This is a genomic window from Bradyrhizobium sp. CB82 (assembly GCF_029714405.1).
Classification (GTDB): domain Bacteria; phylum Pseudomonadota; class Alphaproteobacteria; order Rhizobiales; family Xanthobacteraceae; genus Bradyrhizobium.
This window is the reverse complement of record NZ_CP121650.1, coordinates 3,211,266-3,227,525: the sequence shown is the minus strand read 5'-3', so window position 1 is coordinate 3,227,525 and position 16,260 is coordinate 3,211,266. Positions and strand designations below refer to the sequence as shown.

General features: G+C 64.0%; 11 protein-coding genes. 8 read left to right on the top strand and 3 right to left on the bottom strand.

Translation table 11 applies throughout. The annotated features are described in order from the left end of the window. Positions 1-2 precede the first annotated feature (2 nt). Complete coding sequence (locus tag QA640_RS15430) at positions 3-3,314, bottom strand: adenylate/guanylate cyclase domain-containing protein (protein ID WP_283041462.1); 3,312 nt, start codon at positions 3,312-3,314, stop codon at positions 3-5. 329 nt (positions 3,315-3,643) lie between these two features. Here QA640_RS15430 and QA640_RS15425 point away from each other — a divergent pair, with 329 nt between their 5' ends. Continuing rightward, entirely contained in the window at positions 3,644-4,906 is a 1,263-nt protein-coding gene (locus QA640_RS15425) for an MFS transporter (protein WP_283041461.1), read from the top strand. An 18-nt stretch (positions 4,907-4,924) separates the two neighbouring features. On the opposite strand, the gene QA640_RS15420 is transcribed toward QA640_RS15425, so the two are convergent. Further along, the gene (locus tag QA640_RS15420) at positions 4,925-5,599 is read right to left on the bottom strand and encodes a Crp/Fnr family transcriptional regulator (RefSeq protein WP_283041460.1); all 675 of its coding nucleotides are present in this window, start codon (positions 5,597-5,599) and stop codon (positions 4,925-4,927) included. A 328-nt stretch (positions 5,600-5,927) separates the two neighbouring features. Here QA640_RS15420 and QA640_RS15415 point away from each other — a divergent pair, with 328 nt between their 5' ends. The 6 genes from QA640_RS15415 (at position 5,928) to QA640_RS15390 (ending at position 13,181) form a co-directional block, all read left to right on the top strand. After that, positions 5,928-6,749: an ABC transporter ATP-binding protein gene (locus tag QA640_RS15415; protein WP_283041459.1), complete on the top strand. Its 822-nt coding sequence runs from the start codon at positions 5,928-5,930 to the stop codon at positions 6,747-6,749. Continuing rightward, complete coding sequence (locus QA640_RS15410) at positions 6,746-8,677, top strand: long-chain fatty acid--CoA ligase (protein ID WP_283041458.1); 1,932 nt, start codon at positions 6,746-6,748, stop codon at positions 8,675-8,677. Before QA640_RS15415 ends, QA640_RS15410 begins: the two co-directional genes overlap by 4 nt. 223 nt (positions 8,678-8,900) lie before the next feature. Then, complete coding sequence (locus QA640_RS15405) at positions 8,901-9,794, top strand: branched-chain amino acid ABC transporter permease (RefSeq protein ID WP_283041457.1); 894 nt, start codon at positions 8,901-8,903, stop codon at positions 9,792-9,794. A 2-nt stretch (positions 9,795-9,796) separates the two neighbouring features. Continuing rightward, positions 9,797-10,870 (top strand): branched-chain amino acid ABC transporter permease, encoded by a 1,074-nt coding sequence (locus QA640_RS15400; RefSeq protein WP_283041456.1) that lies wholly within the window; start codon positions 9,797-9,799, stop codon positions 10,868-10,870. A 43-nt stretch (positions 10,871-10,913) separates the two neighbouring features. Further along, positions 10,914-12,197, top strand: a complete 1,284-nt coding sequence (locus QA640_RS15395; protein ID WP_283041455.1) for an ABC transporter substrate-binding protein — start codon at positions 10,914-10,916, stop codon at positions 12,195-12,197. Between the two features lie 144 nt (positions 12,198-12,341). Continuing rightward, the gene (locus QA640_RS15390; RefSeq protein ID WP_283041454.1) at positions 12,342-13,181 is read left to right on the top strand and encodes an ABC transporter ATP-binding protein; all 840 of its coding nucleotides are present in this window, start codon (positions 12,342-12,344) and stop codon (positions 13,179-13,181) included. A gap of 97 nt (positions 13,182-13,278) precedes the next feature. Here the strand turns inward: QA640_RS15390 and QA640_RS15385 are convergent, their stop codons facing one another. Then, on the bottom strand, positions 13,279-14,430 hold the full coding sequence (locus QA640_RS15385; RefSeq protein ID WP_283041453.1) for an AGE family epimerase/isomerase: 1,152 nt from the start codon (positions 14,428-14,430) through the stop codon (positions 13,279-13,281). Between the two features lie 84 nt (positions 14,431-14,514). On the opposite strand from QA640_RS15385, the gene QA640_RS15380 reads away from it, so the two are divergent. Further along, positions 14,515-15,738, top strand: a complete 1,224-nt coding sequence (locus QA640_RS15380) for an AMP-binding protein (RefSeq protein ID WP_283041452.1) — start codon at positions 14,515-14,517, stop codon at positions 15,736-15,738. The last annotated feature ends 522 nt before the right edge of the window (positions 15,739-16,260 follow it).

Genomic DNA, 16,260 nt, shown 5'->3' with positions numbered 1-16,260 from the left:
GGCTAGTCAAGAAACGGCAGGACGATCAGCCCTGCCGGATCGAGCCCGTGCCGGGCGCAGACCTCATGGGCGAGCGCGAAATACCGCTCGGCCTCGGGCATGTCGCCGCGATCAAGGTTCAGCGTCGCAAGACCATCATAGCATGGAAAGAGCAGCTGCGGCTCGCCGGTCTCGCTCGCCACGTCGATGGCCTCCTTGTAGCAGCGGGCGGCGAGATCGGGGCGGAAATGGCATTGATGGATCTGCCCGAGCACGATCAAAGGTACCGGGAGATGCTCGCGCTGATCGAGCGCACGGTCGATCTCGACCGCCTTTTCGGCAGCCGGCACGCCCTCCTCGGTGCATCTGTCCGTGAAAGTGCAACAGGCGACGGCAAAGTTGGCGAGGAGTCGTGCCTGGAAGCCGAGATCGGCGATGCGAAGCGCAATACCTAGGCCGCGCCGGCAAACCTCCATGGCTTGCGCCGGGTCGACGATCGTATAGAGCACGCCAAGGTTGGTGTAGCCGCGACACGCCACGTTGAGGAGGCCAGCGGCTTCGGCTGCCGCGACACTTTGCTCCACCTCGCGCACCGCCTCCTGGTGCCGTCCAAGCCGCGCCAGCGCAACCGCCTTGGTGTTGAGCGCCTCCGCAACGGCACGCGCCGCCTCGAGCCCGGCCTGCCCGTCCGCGTCCGCCGGCACGGACCGCGCGTAGCCGAGCGCCTCGTCTGCCCATCTCGCGGCGGCGACGTGATCGCCCACACGAAACGCGAGGCGGCCGCGCTCTTGCAGGAGGTGCGCCCATTCGATCGGTGCCTCGATCCCGCCAAGCCGCTCAGCCGCTTCGGCGTAGTGCGCCTCTGCCTTGGTGCGCTTGCCGGCGTCCCACAACAATCGGCCGAGCTTGCGAAGAATCCGGGCTTCGCCGATGCGGTCCCCAGCGGCACGGTGCCCCTCCAGCGCGCTCTGATAGTGCTCCTCGGCCGTGCTTCGGCGGCCGGCCACGCGACAGAGGTCCGCAATGCGCTCGTACAGGACCAGGTGCTCCGGCTGTCGTTCGCTACCGGTCGACAGCACAGACAGGGACTGCTGGTAGAAACGAAGGGCATCGTCATTGGCATAGCTCGCGCGTGCGCGATCGCCGGCCACGCGTAGATAGCGCGCGCCTCTCAGCTTGCTTGCGCTCAGGCTGAAATGATGCCCGAGCAGAATCAGGTCTTCGAGCCGTTCGGGCTCCTTGCCATAGAGCCGCTCTAGAGCGGCACCAATCCGTCCGTGGAGTTCGATTCGGCGCTGCAACAGCAGGTTCTGGTAGATCACGTCCTGAAGCATGGTTTGCGTAAAGCGATAGGATCGCAACGAACTCGAGTTCGAGCCCGCGACCTCCTCGACGATCTCGGCGTCGCACAGAAGTTCGAGCCCTGCTTCGACCCTCTCCCGCTCGGTTGCGGTCGCACGGAGAACAGCCGCATCAAAGCGCGGGCCGATCACCGCGGCCTCCTGGGCCAGCCGGCGCACATCATGCGGCAGCCGGTCCAGGCGCGCCAGCAACAGCGCCTGAATGCTTGCCGGGATATCGGCGGCGGCTTCATCCGACTTGATCCGCCACTGCGCACCGTCACGCTCCAGGGTACCGGCTTCGATGAGTCCGCGGATGATTTCCTCGAGGAAAAGTGGATTGCCGCTCGCGCGCTCGAGGATTCGACTGAACAAATGTCCCGGCGCTTCACGCCAGCTGGGACTGAAATAGGCCGCCAGCAGCCTTTGTCCGTCTACGTCGCCGAGCGGAGGCAATCGAAGGGTTGTATGGCTGATCCGGCTCGAACCGAACCGATCCAGTTCGAGCATTGGCCGATGTGTGAACAGCAGCATCAGTCGCGTCCGCTCCAGCCGGTCCATCAGAAACCGTAGTGCTTCAAGCGACACCGCATCGGCCCAATGCAGGTCCTCGACGATGATCAGAAGCGGCGACAAAGCGAGGCGCCGTTCGAAGACGGTGCGGATCGCGAAAAAGATCTGTCGGCGGAGCTGCTCCGGCTCGACATGCCTCAGCACGGCGTTCGGGTCGCCGAGGCCAAGAACGTGCAAATAGAGAGGCATCAAGCGGTCGGCCTCCTCGGCCGGGAGGCCAAGCTCTGACAGCGCTTCGGCAACCTTCGCCGCCGCCTCTGCGGCGCCGGCCTTCTGTGCGATACCATAGGCACTGCGCAGCACTGCGGCGAGAGTGCCGTAGGATTGTTCGCCCAGCGGCGAGCAGACCGCCTGCCGGATCGCCACGCCCGCAAAGCGATCCTCATCGCGGATACGGCCGACGAATTCGTTGACCAGACGGGTTTTCCCGATACCCGCCTCACCGACCAGCCGCACCAATTGGGCCGCGCCGCCGCACGCGAGGTCAAGGCTGCCGATCGTGCGCGCAAGCTCGGCGTCGCGCCCTATCAGCGGCGCATTGAGGCCCAGCGTGTCGAGGCCTCGTGCCGCACGGGGCGCCTCGAGCGGCGCGTTCAGACGGTGAACCAGAACGCTGCCCATCTTCCCCTTGAGCGAGACCTCGCCAAGCGAGTCGTAGGAGAACGCATGCCGCGTCAGACGGTGGGTCAACGGTCCGACCAGCACCTCGCCCGGAGACGCCATCGACTGCAATCGCTGGGCAGTATTCACCGTGTCGCCCGTCACCGAGTAGGATTTGGCAACACCTACGCCCAGCCCCCCCGCAACGACGTGTCCGGTGTTGATACCGACATGGAGCAGCAGCGGTGAACCGGCGTAGGCCTTCACGCGCTCGCTGAGGCGCGCCGTCCGGCTGATCATGTCGAGGGCAGAGCGGACCGCCCGCTCCGGATCGTCCTCGTGCGCGGCCGGCGCACCGAACAGAGCAAGCAGCGCATCGCCGATGAACTTGTCCACGAAGCCGCCAAAGCTTTGCACCGCGGCCGTCAGTTCCTCGAACAGTTCGTTCTGAAGCGTCTGCATGACCTCGGGGTCGAGCCGCTCGCTCATCGAAGTGAAACCGCTGAGATCGGCAAACAGCACGGTGATGGTACGGCGATTTGCTTCGCTATCGATTTTATCCGCCGGCGGTCGAAATGAGCGTTCAGCCTCGACTGTCGGCACGAGCAGTGGCGTTGGGAGTGTTTTCGGGCTCGTCCGCACCGATGCCTGCCCGCCGCCTTGGGGGTCCTCACAGACGAGGGCGCCGCATTTCGGGCAATAGGCGAAATCCGGCGCGCATGGAAAGCCGCAGGCAGGGCACGGGTTCGGCTGCTTCGTGCCGCACTTCGGGCAGAAGGCAAAGCCGCTCTGAACCTCGAAACTGCACCCCGAGCACTTCATGGCCCAAGTCCTTATGGCCCAAGTCCTCGCGGAAAGCCGCGATCTCCTGGACCCTGCCGAATGGGTCCAGGGTTTGGACCAGAATGGGCTCGGCGCGCCGGAAGAGCAAGCGGCGCCTGCCCTGTCCCTCCACGAAACAATTTGGACAGCGAGCAGATGCTGCGGGTGCACTGGCGTATCGAAGGGCGGCCCCACGTGCATCGCGAGTTGTCGGCGAGCATGGCGGCATGCGGCAGCGTCAATTGACACGCGCATCGCCGGCACTACGCTGACGAACAGAAGAACAGATAATATGGGCAGGGAATCGCCGTGAAGCCCTTCATCTCATCTTGAACACAGCCGCACGACCTTCCCCGCTCGCGCCATTCCGCATCCGCAACTATCGCTTTCAATGGCCATCCGATCTGCTCACCTCCTGGGCGTTCGAGGTCGAGACGCTGGTGCTCGGCTGGTACATCATGGTGGAGACGGGCTCGGTGCTGCTGCTGACCATCCTGGCATCGCTGCAATATGTCGGAACGCTGATTGCGCCGGTGTTCGGGATGATCGGAGACCGCATGGGTCACAGGGATCTTCTCGTCGCCATGCGTCTTGCCTATACGGCACTGTCTTCGACCGTCATGGCGTTGGCCCTCACCGGCCATCTGGCGCCGCTCAATGTGATGATCATCGTCGCGGTCATGGGCCTGATCCGTCCTTCCGATCTCGGCATTCGCGGCGCGCTGCTCGCCAGCATCATGCCGGCCGAACAACTGGTTGGTGCCATCAGCCTGTCGCGCACGACCCAGGATAGCGCGCGCATCGCCGGCGCCCTGAGCGGCGCCGGACTGTTTGCCGCGCTTGGCATCGGCCTCGTTTATGTGGCGATCGCCGGTCTCTATTTCGCGGCCGCGATCCTGATGCTCTGCCTGACCCGGCCGCCAAAGTCCTCTGCCGCAAACCATCACCCGACGGGCGACCGCGCCAGCACGAGACTGCTGCGCGACCTGAAGGAGGGCATCGTTTATGCCTGGAATGGCCCGGGGATGAGAGCGGCGCTCTGTGTCGCATTCTTGGCCAATCTCACGGCCTTTCCGCTGACGAACGGACTATTACCTTTCGTCGCGCGCGACATCTTTCATACCGATCAGACCGGTCTTGGCTATCTGTCGGCGAGTTTCGCCGTGGGCTCGCTCATCGGTTCGATCACGCTCAGCCTTGTGGGCGGCTTGCGCATCGCCCGGCTTCTGATCGGCGCGACACTCGCCTGGTACGCGATGTTGCTCGTGTTCGTGGGGCTGAGGACCATGCCGGTTGCCATGGCCTGCCTCGTGCTCGCCGGCATCGCCCAGAGCATGTCGATGATTGCGGCCGCCGTGATCCTGATGCGTGCGGCAAGCGCGCACCTCCGGGGCCGCGTGATGGGGGTGCGCATGATGGTGATCTACGGCTTGCCACTCGGGCTGCTGGCGGCAGGCAGCTTGATCGATCGCATCGGCTATTCGGCGACGGGCTCGCTGTATGCGATCTCGGGGTTCATTGCGATGATGGCAATTGCCGTGCGCTGGCGCGACGATCTGTGGCCGGCGCATGCGCCAGCCAATGCGCGATGATGGGGGGCACCTCAAGCCCTAATCCCCATACCCGCGCAGCCGCTCGACATCGAGGATCGTGACGCCGCCATATTCGAGCCGCAGCAGCCCCTCCCTCTCGAGCCGGTTCAGCGCGCGGTTCGCATTCTGCCGCGACATACCCGAGAGTGCGCCGATCTCCTCCTGCGTGATCTCCAGATGCGTTTTGGAATCCGGATAGAGGATCGGGTTGAACAGCGAGGCGATGCTGCGGGCAAGGCGTGCGGTGGCGTCCAGCGTGCGGTTCACCTCGAGCATGCCGATGAACTGGCCGAGCCGCTCGTTGAGCTGGCGCACCAGGAAGCGGTTGAAGCCGACGCTATTCTCGAACAGCCAGAGGAAGGCACTGCGCTCCATCAGCGCCAGGCGGCTGTCGCGGAGCGCGACCACGTCGTAGCGCCGCGGCTCGTTCTTGAGCACGCTGCCCTCACCGAACCAGGCCCCCGCGGTGAGCCCCGCCAAACTCGTCTCCTTGCCATCGCGCGAGACCCCGCCCATCCGCGCGAGCCCACTGACCACGCCGGCCCAATAGTCGAACTTGTCGCCGCGCATGAAGACCGTCTCGCCGTTGACGTAGGATTTTTCGATGATCCCGGCACGGGCGACCCCGATCTCACGTATCGTGAGCTCGCGCGACCAGGCGGCGATGCGCTTCAATTGATCCTCTGAAATCATGATCCCGAAGCCAACCGCACCGTAACGTCACCCCGCCCGATTGCTGCACCGCAACAAGCATCTGCCCTGCGCCGAAAGAAGCAGGACCAGCCCCGCGAAAAACTTTGCCCACGAATTGTCAGGCACAAGACATTTCAAAATAGCGCTTTACCCTATTGAGGACCACCTCGCGCGATGCGGCTTTTGTTCCCAATGGGGACAACGCCGCGTCGCGTGATCGGGACGGGACCATCGGCTGCATGGTTTCGTCCGAACGGCCGATATAGGATCGGCCCAAGGAAGTGGACGAAAGAGCGCCAAAGCGCCGTCGCCGGGGAGGGAATTATTGGTGGCAACCAGTCTTGAAGTGCGCGGCGTGTCCTTGCGGTTCGGCGGTGTCCGCGCGCTGACCGACGTCAGCTTTTCCATCAAGGACGGCGAGCTGTTCTCGATCATCGGCCCCAACGGCGCCGGCAAGACCTCGATCGTGAACTGTATTTCCGGTCGCTACAAGCCGACCGAAGGCCAGCTCCTCTATCGGGACCGCGACATCACCGGATTGACGCCGAACGCCCGCGCCTCGCTCGGCATCGGCCGCACCTTCCAGAATCTCGCGCTGTTCCACCATATGAGCGTGCTCGACAACATCATGGTCGGCCGCCATCACCTCTTGAAGAACAATTTCATCACGGGCTCGCTGTACTGGCTGACCGGCGCACGCAAGGAGGAACTCGCGCACCGCCGCAAGGTCGAGGAGATCATCGACTTCCTCGACCTGCAATCGGTTCGAAAAGCGCAAGCCGGCACCCTGCCCTATGGCCTGCGCAAGCGCGTCGAGCTTGCGCGCGCCATGGCGCTGGAGCCGCGGCTCATTCTCCTCGACGAGCCGATGGCCGGCATGAACTTCGAGGAGAAGGAGGACATGGCCCGCTACATCGTCGACCTCAACGAGGAGTTCGGGATGACGGTGGTGATGATCGAGCACGACATGGGCGTGGTGATGGATATTTCCCATCGCGTGATGGTGCTGGACTTCGGCCGCAAGATCGCCGAGGGCGATCCGGCCGCGGTGCTGGCCGATCCCCACGTCAAGCGCGCCTATCTCGGCGAGGAGGACGAGGTGCTGGTCGATCCCGACGACAAGCCCGCTGCCCCGGAGTGCGCGGCATGATGGATTATGCGGGGCGCGTCGCGCAGGCCGACACCTATCCGAAACTGCTGCGGCTGAATGCGACGGAGCACGGCAGCGAAGTCGCCCTGCGCGAGAAGGATTTTGGGCTCTGGCGTCTCTTCACCTGGAGCGACTACCAGAAGCGGGTGCGCGATTTCGCACTCGGCCTCGTCGAGCTCGGCCTTGGGCGTGGCGATGTCATCGGCATCATCGGCGACAACCGGCCGGACTGGGTCGCGGCGGAAGTGGCGACGCACGCGATCGGCGGCTTGAGCCTCGGGCTGTACCGCGACGTGCTGGATGAGGAGGCCTGCTATCTCCTCAACTATGGCGAGGCGCAGCTCGTCTTCGCCGAGGACGAGGAGCAGGTCGACAAGCTTTTGGGGCTTGCGGACCGCGTGCCGAAACTGAAGCACATCATCTATTCCGATCCGCGCGGCATGCGGAAATATGACGATCCGCGCCTGATGCCGGCCGAAAAGCTCGCCGAGCTCGGCCGTGCGCGCGCGGCACACGAGCCGGAGCTGTACGACAAGCTGGTAGACGCAACCAAGGGCGAGGACGTCGCGATCCTCTGCACGACGTCGGGCACCACTTCGCATCCCAAGCTCGCGATGCTCGCCGCCGGCCGTGTGCTCGGCCATTGCGCGACCTATCTCGCTTTCGATCCGAAGGGGCCGGAAGATGAATACGTCTCGGTGCTGCCGCTGCCGTGGATCATGGAACAGGTCTATGCGCTCGGCAAAGGTTTGCTCTGCCGGATGAAGATCAATTTCGTCGAAGAGCCCGACACAATGATGAACGATCTGCGCGAGATTGCGCCGACGTTTGTGCTCTTTGCCCCGAGAGTATGGGAGTCGATCGCTGCCGATGTCCGTGCGAAGGTGATGGATGCGACGCCGTTCAAGCAGCGGCTGTTCGATCTCGGCATGAAGACCGGGCTGGCTGCGCTCGCGCAAGGCAAGCATTCGGGCCTCGCCGACATGATCCTGTTCCGCGCGTTGCGCGACCGCCTCGGCTTCACGCGGCTGCGCTCGGCAGCGACAGGTGGCGCGGCGCTTGGGCCGGACACCTTCAAGTTCTTCCAGGCGATGGGCGTGCCGCTGCGCACGCTTTACGGCCAGACCGAGCTGCTCGGGGCCTATACGCTGCACCCGGAAGGCAAGGTCGACCCCGACACCACCGGCGTGCCGATGGCCGACGATATCGAGATCCGCATCGACAATGCCGATATTCATGGCGTCGGCGAGATCGTGGTGCGGCATCCCAACATGTTCCTAGGGTACTACAAGAACCCCGAGGCGAGCGTCGCCGATATCCGGGATGGCTGGATGTTCTCGGGCGATGCCGGCTACTTCAACGCTCATGGGCAGCTCGTCGTCATCGACCGCATCAAGGACCTCGCGGAGACCTCGCGCGGCGAGCGCTTCTCGCCGCAATTCATCGAGAACAAGCTGAAATTCTCGCCCTATATCGCGGAAGCCGTGGTGCTCGGCGCGGGACGCGACGCACTCGCGACCATGATCTGCATCCGCTACTCCATCATCTCGAAATGGGCGGAGAAAAACCGCCTCTCCTTCACGACCTATAGCGACCTCGCCTCGCGGCCCGAGGTGTATGAGCTGCTTCAGAAGGAGGTCGTGACGGTCAACGCGACCTTGCCTCCGGCGCAGCGCATCTCACGCTTCCTCCTGCTCTACAAGGAGCTCGACGCCGACGACGGCGAACTGACCCGCACCCGAAAGGTACGCCGCGGCGTCATCAACGAGAAATACGCCGATATCATCGACGCCATCTACCGTGGCGATGCCAACATCCCCGTCGACACCGTGATCCGCTTCCAGGACGGCACCACCCAGCGCGTCCGCACCACGCTGCGCGTGGTCGACCTGGGCGGGCGCGGCCACTTGGCGGAGGCGGCGGAGTGAGCACTCTCCGAGCAATGAGCGCAGTGCGCGTTGCTGTGCCCCCTCCCCTTGTGGGAGAGGGCATCTCCGCCATCGGCCATACCCCCACTCGGGTGAGGGGTTCTCTCTCCGCATCGTCACCGCCGAGACAACCCCTCACCCGTCTTCGCTTCGCGAAGCCACCCTCTCCCACAAGGGGAGAGGGTGCACCGCCACCGCTTCTGCATTCTGCGCAGGCCTCGACATGAACACCGCATTCCTCATACAGCTCCTGGTCAACGGCCTCGTGGTCGGCACGCTCTATGGCGTCGTCGCGATGTCGTTTGTGCTGATCTACAAGGCAACGCAGGTCGTCAACTTCGCGCAAGGTGAATTGCTGCTGGTCGGCGCCTGGGTGTGCTGGGCGCTGCTGGCAAAATACCAGGTGCCGTTCTGGATCGGCATGCCGATGACACTCGTCTTCATGTTCGTCTTCGGAATCGCGATCCAGGTGCTGATCCTCAGGCCGATGATCGGTGAGCCGATCATCTCGGTGATCATGGTGACGATCGGTCTCTCCACCGTGTTCCAGGCCGCGCTGAAGTGGATGTTCGGCGTCAACCCGCAGCCCTTCCCGCGCGTGTTCGAGAGCCAGTCGTTGAACCTGTTCGGGCTTCAGATCCAGACCGTCTATATCATGAGCCTCGTCGTGTCGGTCGCAATGATGATCGGCATGGCCTGGTTCTTCCGCGCCTCGAAATATGGCCTTGCGATGCGAGCGACCGCGTTCAATCAGCAAGTGGCGCAGTCGCTCGGCATTTCCGTGAAAAGCGTGTTCGCGATGGCCTGGGCGATCTCGGCGACGGTGTCGGCAGTCGCTGGCGTCGTCGTCGCCGTGGTGAACGGCGTATCGTCGGGGCTGGCCGCCTACGGCATCAAGGTGTTTCCAGCGGCGATCCTCGGCGGGCTCGATTCGGTCGGTGGCGCCGTGCTCGGCGGCATCATCATCGGACTTCTCGAGAACTTCGCGCAATATGTCGACAGCCAGTATCTGCACTGGGGCAATCTCTACGAGATCGCGCCCTTCTACGTCCTGATCATCGTGCTGATGATCAAGCCTTACGGCCTGTTCGGCACCCACGACATCGAGCGGATTTGACCATGGCCGGCCCTGCCCTCATCCCTGCTGGTGATTTCCGCACGACCTACGCGGCCGACACCACGATCTTCCCGACCAGGACCAGCCGCAACTTTGCGATCGCCGGCGTGCTCCTGCTCTGCCTCGCACCGCAATTCTTCGGCGGCTACTGGCTCAGCATCCTGATCCAGATCGGCATCTTCTCGATCGCGGCACTTGGCCTCAACATCCTGGTCGGCTTCACCGGCCAGATCTCGATCGGCCACGCCGCCTTCTTCCTGCTGGGCGCCTTCACCTCGGCCTATATCTCCAACAACGCGCCGATCCCGGTGTTCTTCGCGATCCCGCTCGCCGGCATCGTCACCGCGCTCGTTGGTCTGATCTTCGGCATTCCGGCGGCGCGGCTGAAGGGGCTCTATCTCGTCATCGCGACGCTCGCGGCGCAATACATCCTGCTCGACTTCTTCTCGCGCGCCGAATGGTTCTCCGGCGGTTCGGTGCCGGCCAGCGCCGAACCGTTCTCGATCTTCGGCTATACGCTGCGTGGCGATAAGCAATATTTCTACGTCGTGCTCGCCTACGTGCTCGCGAGCTACATCCTCGTCACCAATCTGATGCGCACGCGCGACGGCCGCGCGCTGGTCGCGATCCGCGACCACTATCTCTCCGCGGAGATCATGGGCATCAACCTGACGAAATACCGCACGCTGTCGTTTGCGCTCGCCGCCTTCTTCGCCGGCATTGCCGGTGCGCTCTATGCGCACTACCAGCAGGTCGTCTCGCAGGAGGGTTTCGGCATCGAGCGATCGATTCTGTTCCTCGCCATGATCATCATCGGCGGCACCGGTTCGATCATGGGTACGCTGATGGGCACCGCCTTCGTGGTGCTGCTGCCGGAATCGATGGAGTGGCTCAGCCTGCATCTGAAGGGCGGCGCGATCGATCATGCGCTGTCGCTCAACACCAACATTACGTTCCTGCGCGAGATCGCGATCGGCCTCATCATCATCGCGTTCCTGATGTTCGAGCCGGATGGGCTCGCGCATCGCTGGCGGCAGATCAAGGCCTACTGGAAACTCTACCCGTTCTCGCATTGAGCGCGGGCAATTGGACGGAAACGATAACAGGAGGAACCAACCGATGAAGACGAAATCCTTTTTGAGCACCGCGTCGCTCGCGCTTGCGATCGCAGCCTTTTCGGCCAGCGCGCGGGCGCAGATCGCGATCGGTCACCTCGCCGATTATTCCGGCGGCACGTCCGACGTCGGCACGCCTTACGGCCAGGCGGTCGCCGACACGTTTGCGTGGATCAACAAGAGCGGCGGCATCGGCGGCAAGCAGCTCAAACTCGATACCAATGATTACGGTTATCAGGTGCCGCGCGCGATCGCGCTGTACAAGAAGTGGTCGGCGCCCGACACCAAGGTCGCAGCGATCATGGGCTGGGGCACCGCCGACACCGAGGCACTGACCGGCTTCCTCGCGCAGGACAAGATCCCCGACATGTCGGGCTCCTATGCCGCCGCGCTGACCGATCCCGAAGGCACCAGCGGCAAGGCGAAGGCCGCGCCCTATAATTTCTTCTACGGTCCGACCTATTCGGATGCGCTGCGCGCGATGCTGATGTGGGCGGCTGAAGATTGGAAAGCCAAGGGCAAGAGCGGCAAGCCGAAGTTCGTCCATATGGGCGCGAACCACCCCTACCCGAACGCGCCGAAGGCCGCCGGCGAGGCGCTGGCGCAGGAGCTCGGCTTCGAGGTGCTGCCGCCGTTGGTGTTCGCGCTGACGCCGGGCGACTACAGCGCCCAGTGCCTCAGCCTGAAGTCCTCGGGCGCCAACTACGCCTATCTCGGCAACACCGCGGCCTCCAACATCTCGGTGATGAAGGCCTGCAAGTCGGCCGGCCTCGACATCCAGTTCCTGGGCAATGTCTGGGGCATGGACGAGAACGCCGCCAAGACCGCAGGCGATGCCGCCGACGGCGTAATCTTCCCCTTGCGCACCGCGGTCAGTTGGGGCGGCGACGCGCCCGGCATGAAAACGGTGATGGAAATCTCGAAGATGTCGGATCCGACCGGCAAGGTGTATCGCCCCGTGCATTACGTCGCAGCCGTGTGTTCGGCGATGTACATGAGGGAGGCGCTGGACTGGGCCGTCAAGAACGGGGGCGCGACCGGCGAGAACGTCGCCAAGGGCTACTACCAGAAGAAGGACTGGGTGCCGGCAGGCATGGAGGGCGTCTGCAACCCCTCGACCTACACCGAGAAGGATCACCGCGGCACAATGAAGGTCGACCTCTATCGCGCCAAGGTGACCGGTGCGACCGACGGCGACCTCAACGACCTCATGGCCAAGGGCGCGATCAAGCTCGAGAAGGTGAAGACCGTCGAGCTGCCGCGTAAGCGGGAATGGTTCGGGTGGTGAGCCGATCATTACCCCACATACAACTGTCATCCCCCGCGCAGGTGGGGGATCCAGTACGCCGCCGCTTCTCAGGGAACCTCAGGCGTCTCTGGAATACTGGGTCACCCGCCTTCGCGGGTCACGACATCGAGAGAGTAACTGACCATGAGTGACGTGGCTCATATCGAGCGCCCCTCCCCGAGCGTCGTTCCCACGCCGCCGCTGCTCAGCGTGCGCAACATCGAGGTCGTCTACGACGACGTGATCCTGGTGCTGCGGGGCTTGAGCCTCGAGGTACCCAAGGGTGCGATCGTGGCGCTGCTGGGCGCCAATGGCGCCGGCAAATCGACGACGCTGAAGGCGATCTCCGGCCTGCTCAAAACCGAAGACGGTGAGGTCACGCGCGGCGAGATCATGTTCGACGGCGACCGCATCAACGGCATCGATCCCGACAAGATCGTCCGCCGCGGCATCTTCCAGGTGATGGAGGGCCGACGCATCGTGGCCGACATGACGTCGCTGGAGAACCTCAAGCTCGGCGCCTTCACCCGCAGCGACCGCGAAGTCGATGCCGATCTCGCCATGGTCTTCAACTATTTCCCGCGTCTGAAGGAGCGCACGGGCCTCGCCGGATATCTGTCCGGCGGCGAACAGCAGATGCTCGCGATCGGTCGCGCGCTGATGGCGCGCCCGAAGATGATCTTGATGGACGAGCCGTCGATGGGGCTGTCGCCGCTGCTCGTGAAGGAAGTGTTCGCGATCATCAAGAAGATCAATCGCGACCTCGGTGTCACCATCCTGCTGGTCGAGCAGAATGCGCGCGCCGCGCTCTCGGTTGCGAGCCATGGCTACATCATGGAGCAGGGCAAGGTCGTGCTCGACGGCACCGCCGACGAGCTGCGCGACAACGAGGACGTCAAGGAGTTCTACCTCGGTGGCGCCGGCGACCAACGCAAGAGCTTCAAGAACCTCAAGAGCTTCAAGCGGCGCAAGCGCTGGCTGTGAGCATCCATAGCGTTTTCGAGCAAAGTGGAAACCGGTTCGCGTGAAGAAAACGCGTCAAAACAAATCAGGCTTGGTTCTGGAATCAGAACCAAGCCTCCTAGGCCAGCACTTGCTCGGCTTCCGTCACCGCGCAGAGAACATGATAGAACGACGACGCAGGAATGGTCTCGACCAGCGACTTGCCTTCGCGGTCGAATTGATCGTACCAGCCGCCCCTCACGGGATGGCTGAGATAGTGCCGTTCAAGCCGAACCAGCGCCGCGCGCGCCTTGTCCGCTGCGCCCGGCTCGCCCGATTCGGCTTGCGCGATCCACGCTTTCGCGATCTCGGTCTGCGGCCACAGCCGCCGCGAATGCCGACGGATGTTGCCGTCGACGTCGGCTTCGTCGATGAGGCAGCCGGTGGCGGTATCGTAACTGCGCACCGCCGTCTCAAGCAATTCGCCGCGATAGCGCCCCGTCGGGCAGCCAGTGATGCGCTCGAACCCTTTCAGAAGCCAGACCCATTCGGCCTGGTGCCCGGGCTCGACGCTGGCCGGCTCGATCTTCGACCAGTCCTCCTCGAAATATTCGCCGAGCACGCGCTTCTGCTTGTCGTAGAGATTGGCCAGAAACAACGCGAAGAACTCGCCGGCGCGATTCTGGAACGACAGATCGTGCGTCGCATCAAAGCACGCGATCATCGACTCGAACAAATGCATGTGCGGATTCTGCCGGCGCGGCATCGCCGTCGGCAGGCTCTCGTGAACGCCGCCATGTGGCGAGCGCAGATGCGCGTCGATAAAGGCGAGCAGCGCGTCGATCTCGGCGCGAATTTGCGCGTCCTTGTCCAGCGCGTAGACGGTCGCAAGTGCGAGCAGGATGAAGGCGTGGTCGTAGGCGTCGCGCTTGCCGTCCAGCACGGTACCCTCCGGCGTCAGCCGGTGCACATAGCCGGGACGGCCGTCCGGCGCCTTGGCACGCGCCAGCATGTATTCGAGGCCCTTCACTGCGATCGCACGGCCATCCGGATACCAGCCCATCTGCGCCGCCTTGGCGTAGCAGTAGATCTGGCGGGCCTGCACGAAAACCCGGCGCGGCGCCGCACGATCCGCCGAGCCATCCTTGTGCAGACGGTCGATGAAGCCGCCCGAAGCGGCATCCCAGCCCTCGCCCGACCACAACGGCAGCGCCTCGCCGATCATCCGCTGCTTCAATCTGGCGACGACATCGGCGGCCTCGTCCGTCGTGATCCCCTGTTCGTTGGCCATTCCATCTTCTCCAGCTCCGGTTGCCGCCCTGATAGCGACGCGCGCGAGGCGGCGCAACGGATGCGAACCAGTTGAGGACCAGCCATGACCGCCCATTACGACGCCCTTGAGACGCGCGCGCCTGACGAGCGCGAGGCCGATCTGTTCTCGCGCCTGCCGGGCATCCTGCACCATGCCATGGCCGCTCCGGCCTATGCCGAGCGCCTGAAGGGCTTCGAGCCGGCTTCCGTGACCTCACGGGCGGCGCTGGCGCGGCTGCCCGTGCTGCGCAAGTCGGAACTGCCGGCCCTGCACAAGGCCTCCCTGCCCTTCGGCGGCTTCGTGGCACTTCCGCCCGGGGCATTCGCACGACTCTTCACCTCGCCCGGACCGATCTTCGAACCGGAGGGAACCCAGGCCGACCCCTGGCGCGGGGCGCGAGCATTGTTCGCCGCGGGTTTTCGGCCCGGGGACGTCGTGCTCAACACATTCGGCTACCATCTGACCCCCGGCGGCTTCATTTTCGACGCCTCCGCGCGAGCGCTGGGTTGCGCGGTGATCCCTGCGGGCCCAGGCAACACGGAAGCGCAGTTCGAACTGATCGAGGCCTACCGGCCGATCGGCTATAGCGGCACGCCGGACTTTCTGAAGATCCTGCTCGACGCCGCCGCGAGCGCGGGGCGCGATGCCGCCTCGATCAAGCGCGCGCTGGTCTCGGGCGCCGCGTTTCCGCCCTCGCTCCAGGCCGAGATCAAGGCGCGCGGCATCGACGCCTACCAGGCGTTCGGCACCGCCGATCTCGGTCTCATCGCCTTCGAGAGCGAGGCGCGCGAAGGCATGGTCGTCAACGAGGACCTGATCATGGAGATCGTCAAGCCAGGCACCGGCGATCCCGTTGCGCCGGGAGACGTCGGCGAGATCGTGGTGACCTCGCTCGACCCGCATCATCCCTGGATCAGACTTGCGCTCGGCGACCTCACCGCGGCGCTGCCGGGCAGGAGCTCCTGCGGTCGCACCAACATGCGTATCAAGGGCTGGATGGGTCGCGCCGACCAGACCACCAAGGTCAAGGGCATGTTCGTCCGCCCCGAGCAGATCGCCGAGATCGGCAAGCGCCATCCCGCACTCGGGCGCCTGCGCCTCGTCGTCACCCGCGAGCACGAGACGGATTCGATGACGTTGATGGCCGAGACGGCGGGATTGAACGAGGCGCTCCGCGAGGAGATCGCCACCACGTTGCGCGCGGTGACGAAGCTTGGTGGCAATGTCGAGCTGGTGAGCCCGGGCGCGCTGCCGAACGACGGCAAGGTGATTGCCGACGAGCGCTAGGCTAGTGGCTATGCCGCGAGCCCATCGCCGGGCTCGACGGCCAGCTCACGCTGGCGTGCAAGCGAACAGGGCAACCAGCGGGAGATCACGACGATTCGGACCACTCGGATCAAGTCCGCCACAGGACACGTCCACCTCGCGAGCGGTGCTCGAGCGTGATCCGGAAAAGTGCGCAGCGGTTTTCCCTCGCGACAAACGCGGAACGCGTTTGCGCGGAGATCATGCTCAAACAAAGCGCGACCCCAATCTCATCGCGCTTCAGTCCCCGTTTGAGGCGATTGGACCGGGCACGCCATTTGAAATTTCGGATTTTTGATCTTTGTATTCCTGTGGAGTACTACTCGTTTGACCCCGATTTCTCGTTGCGATAATGTTGTCCTTAGAGGTTAGACTGTGTTTTCAATGATTTTCCAGCGGTGGCGAACGCGCAAACTCCCGTTAGCTTGTCCGCATTGCGCCAGTGCAGCTTCCCCCAAAAGCGCGTCACGGGCGCGCTTTATCGTCCACGGCGACCTCACATGT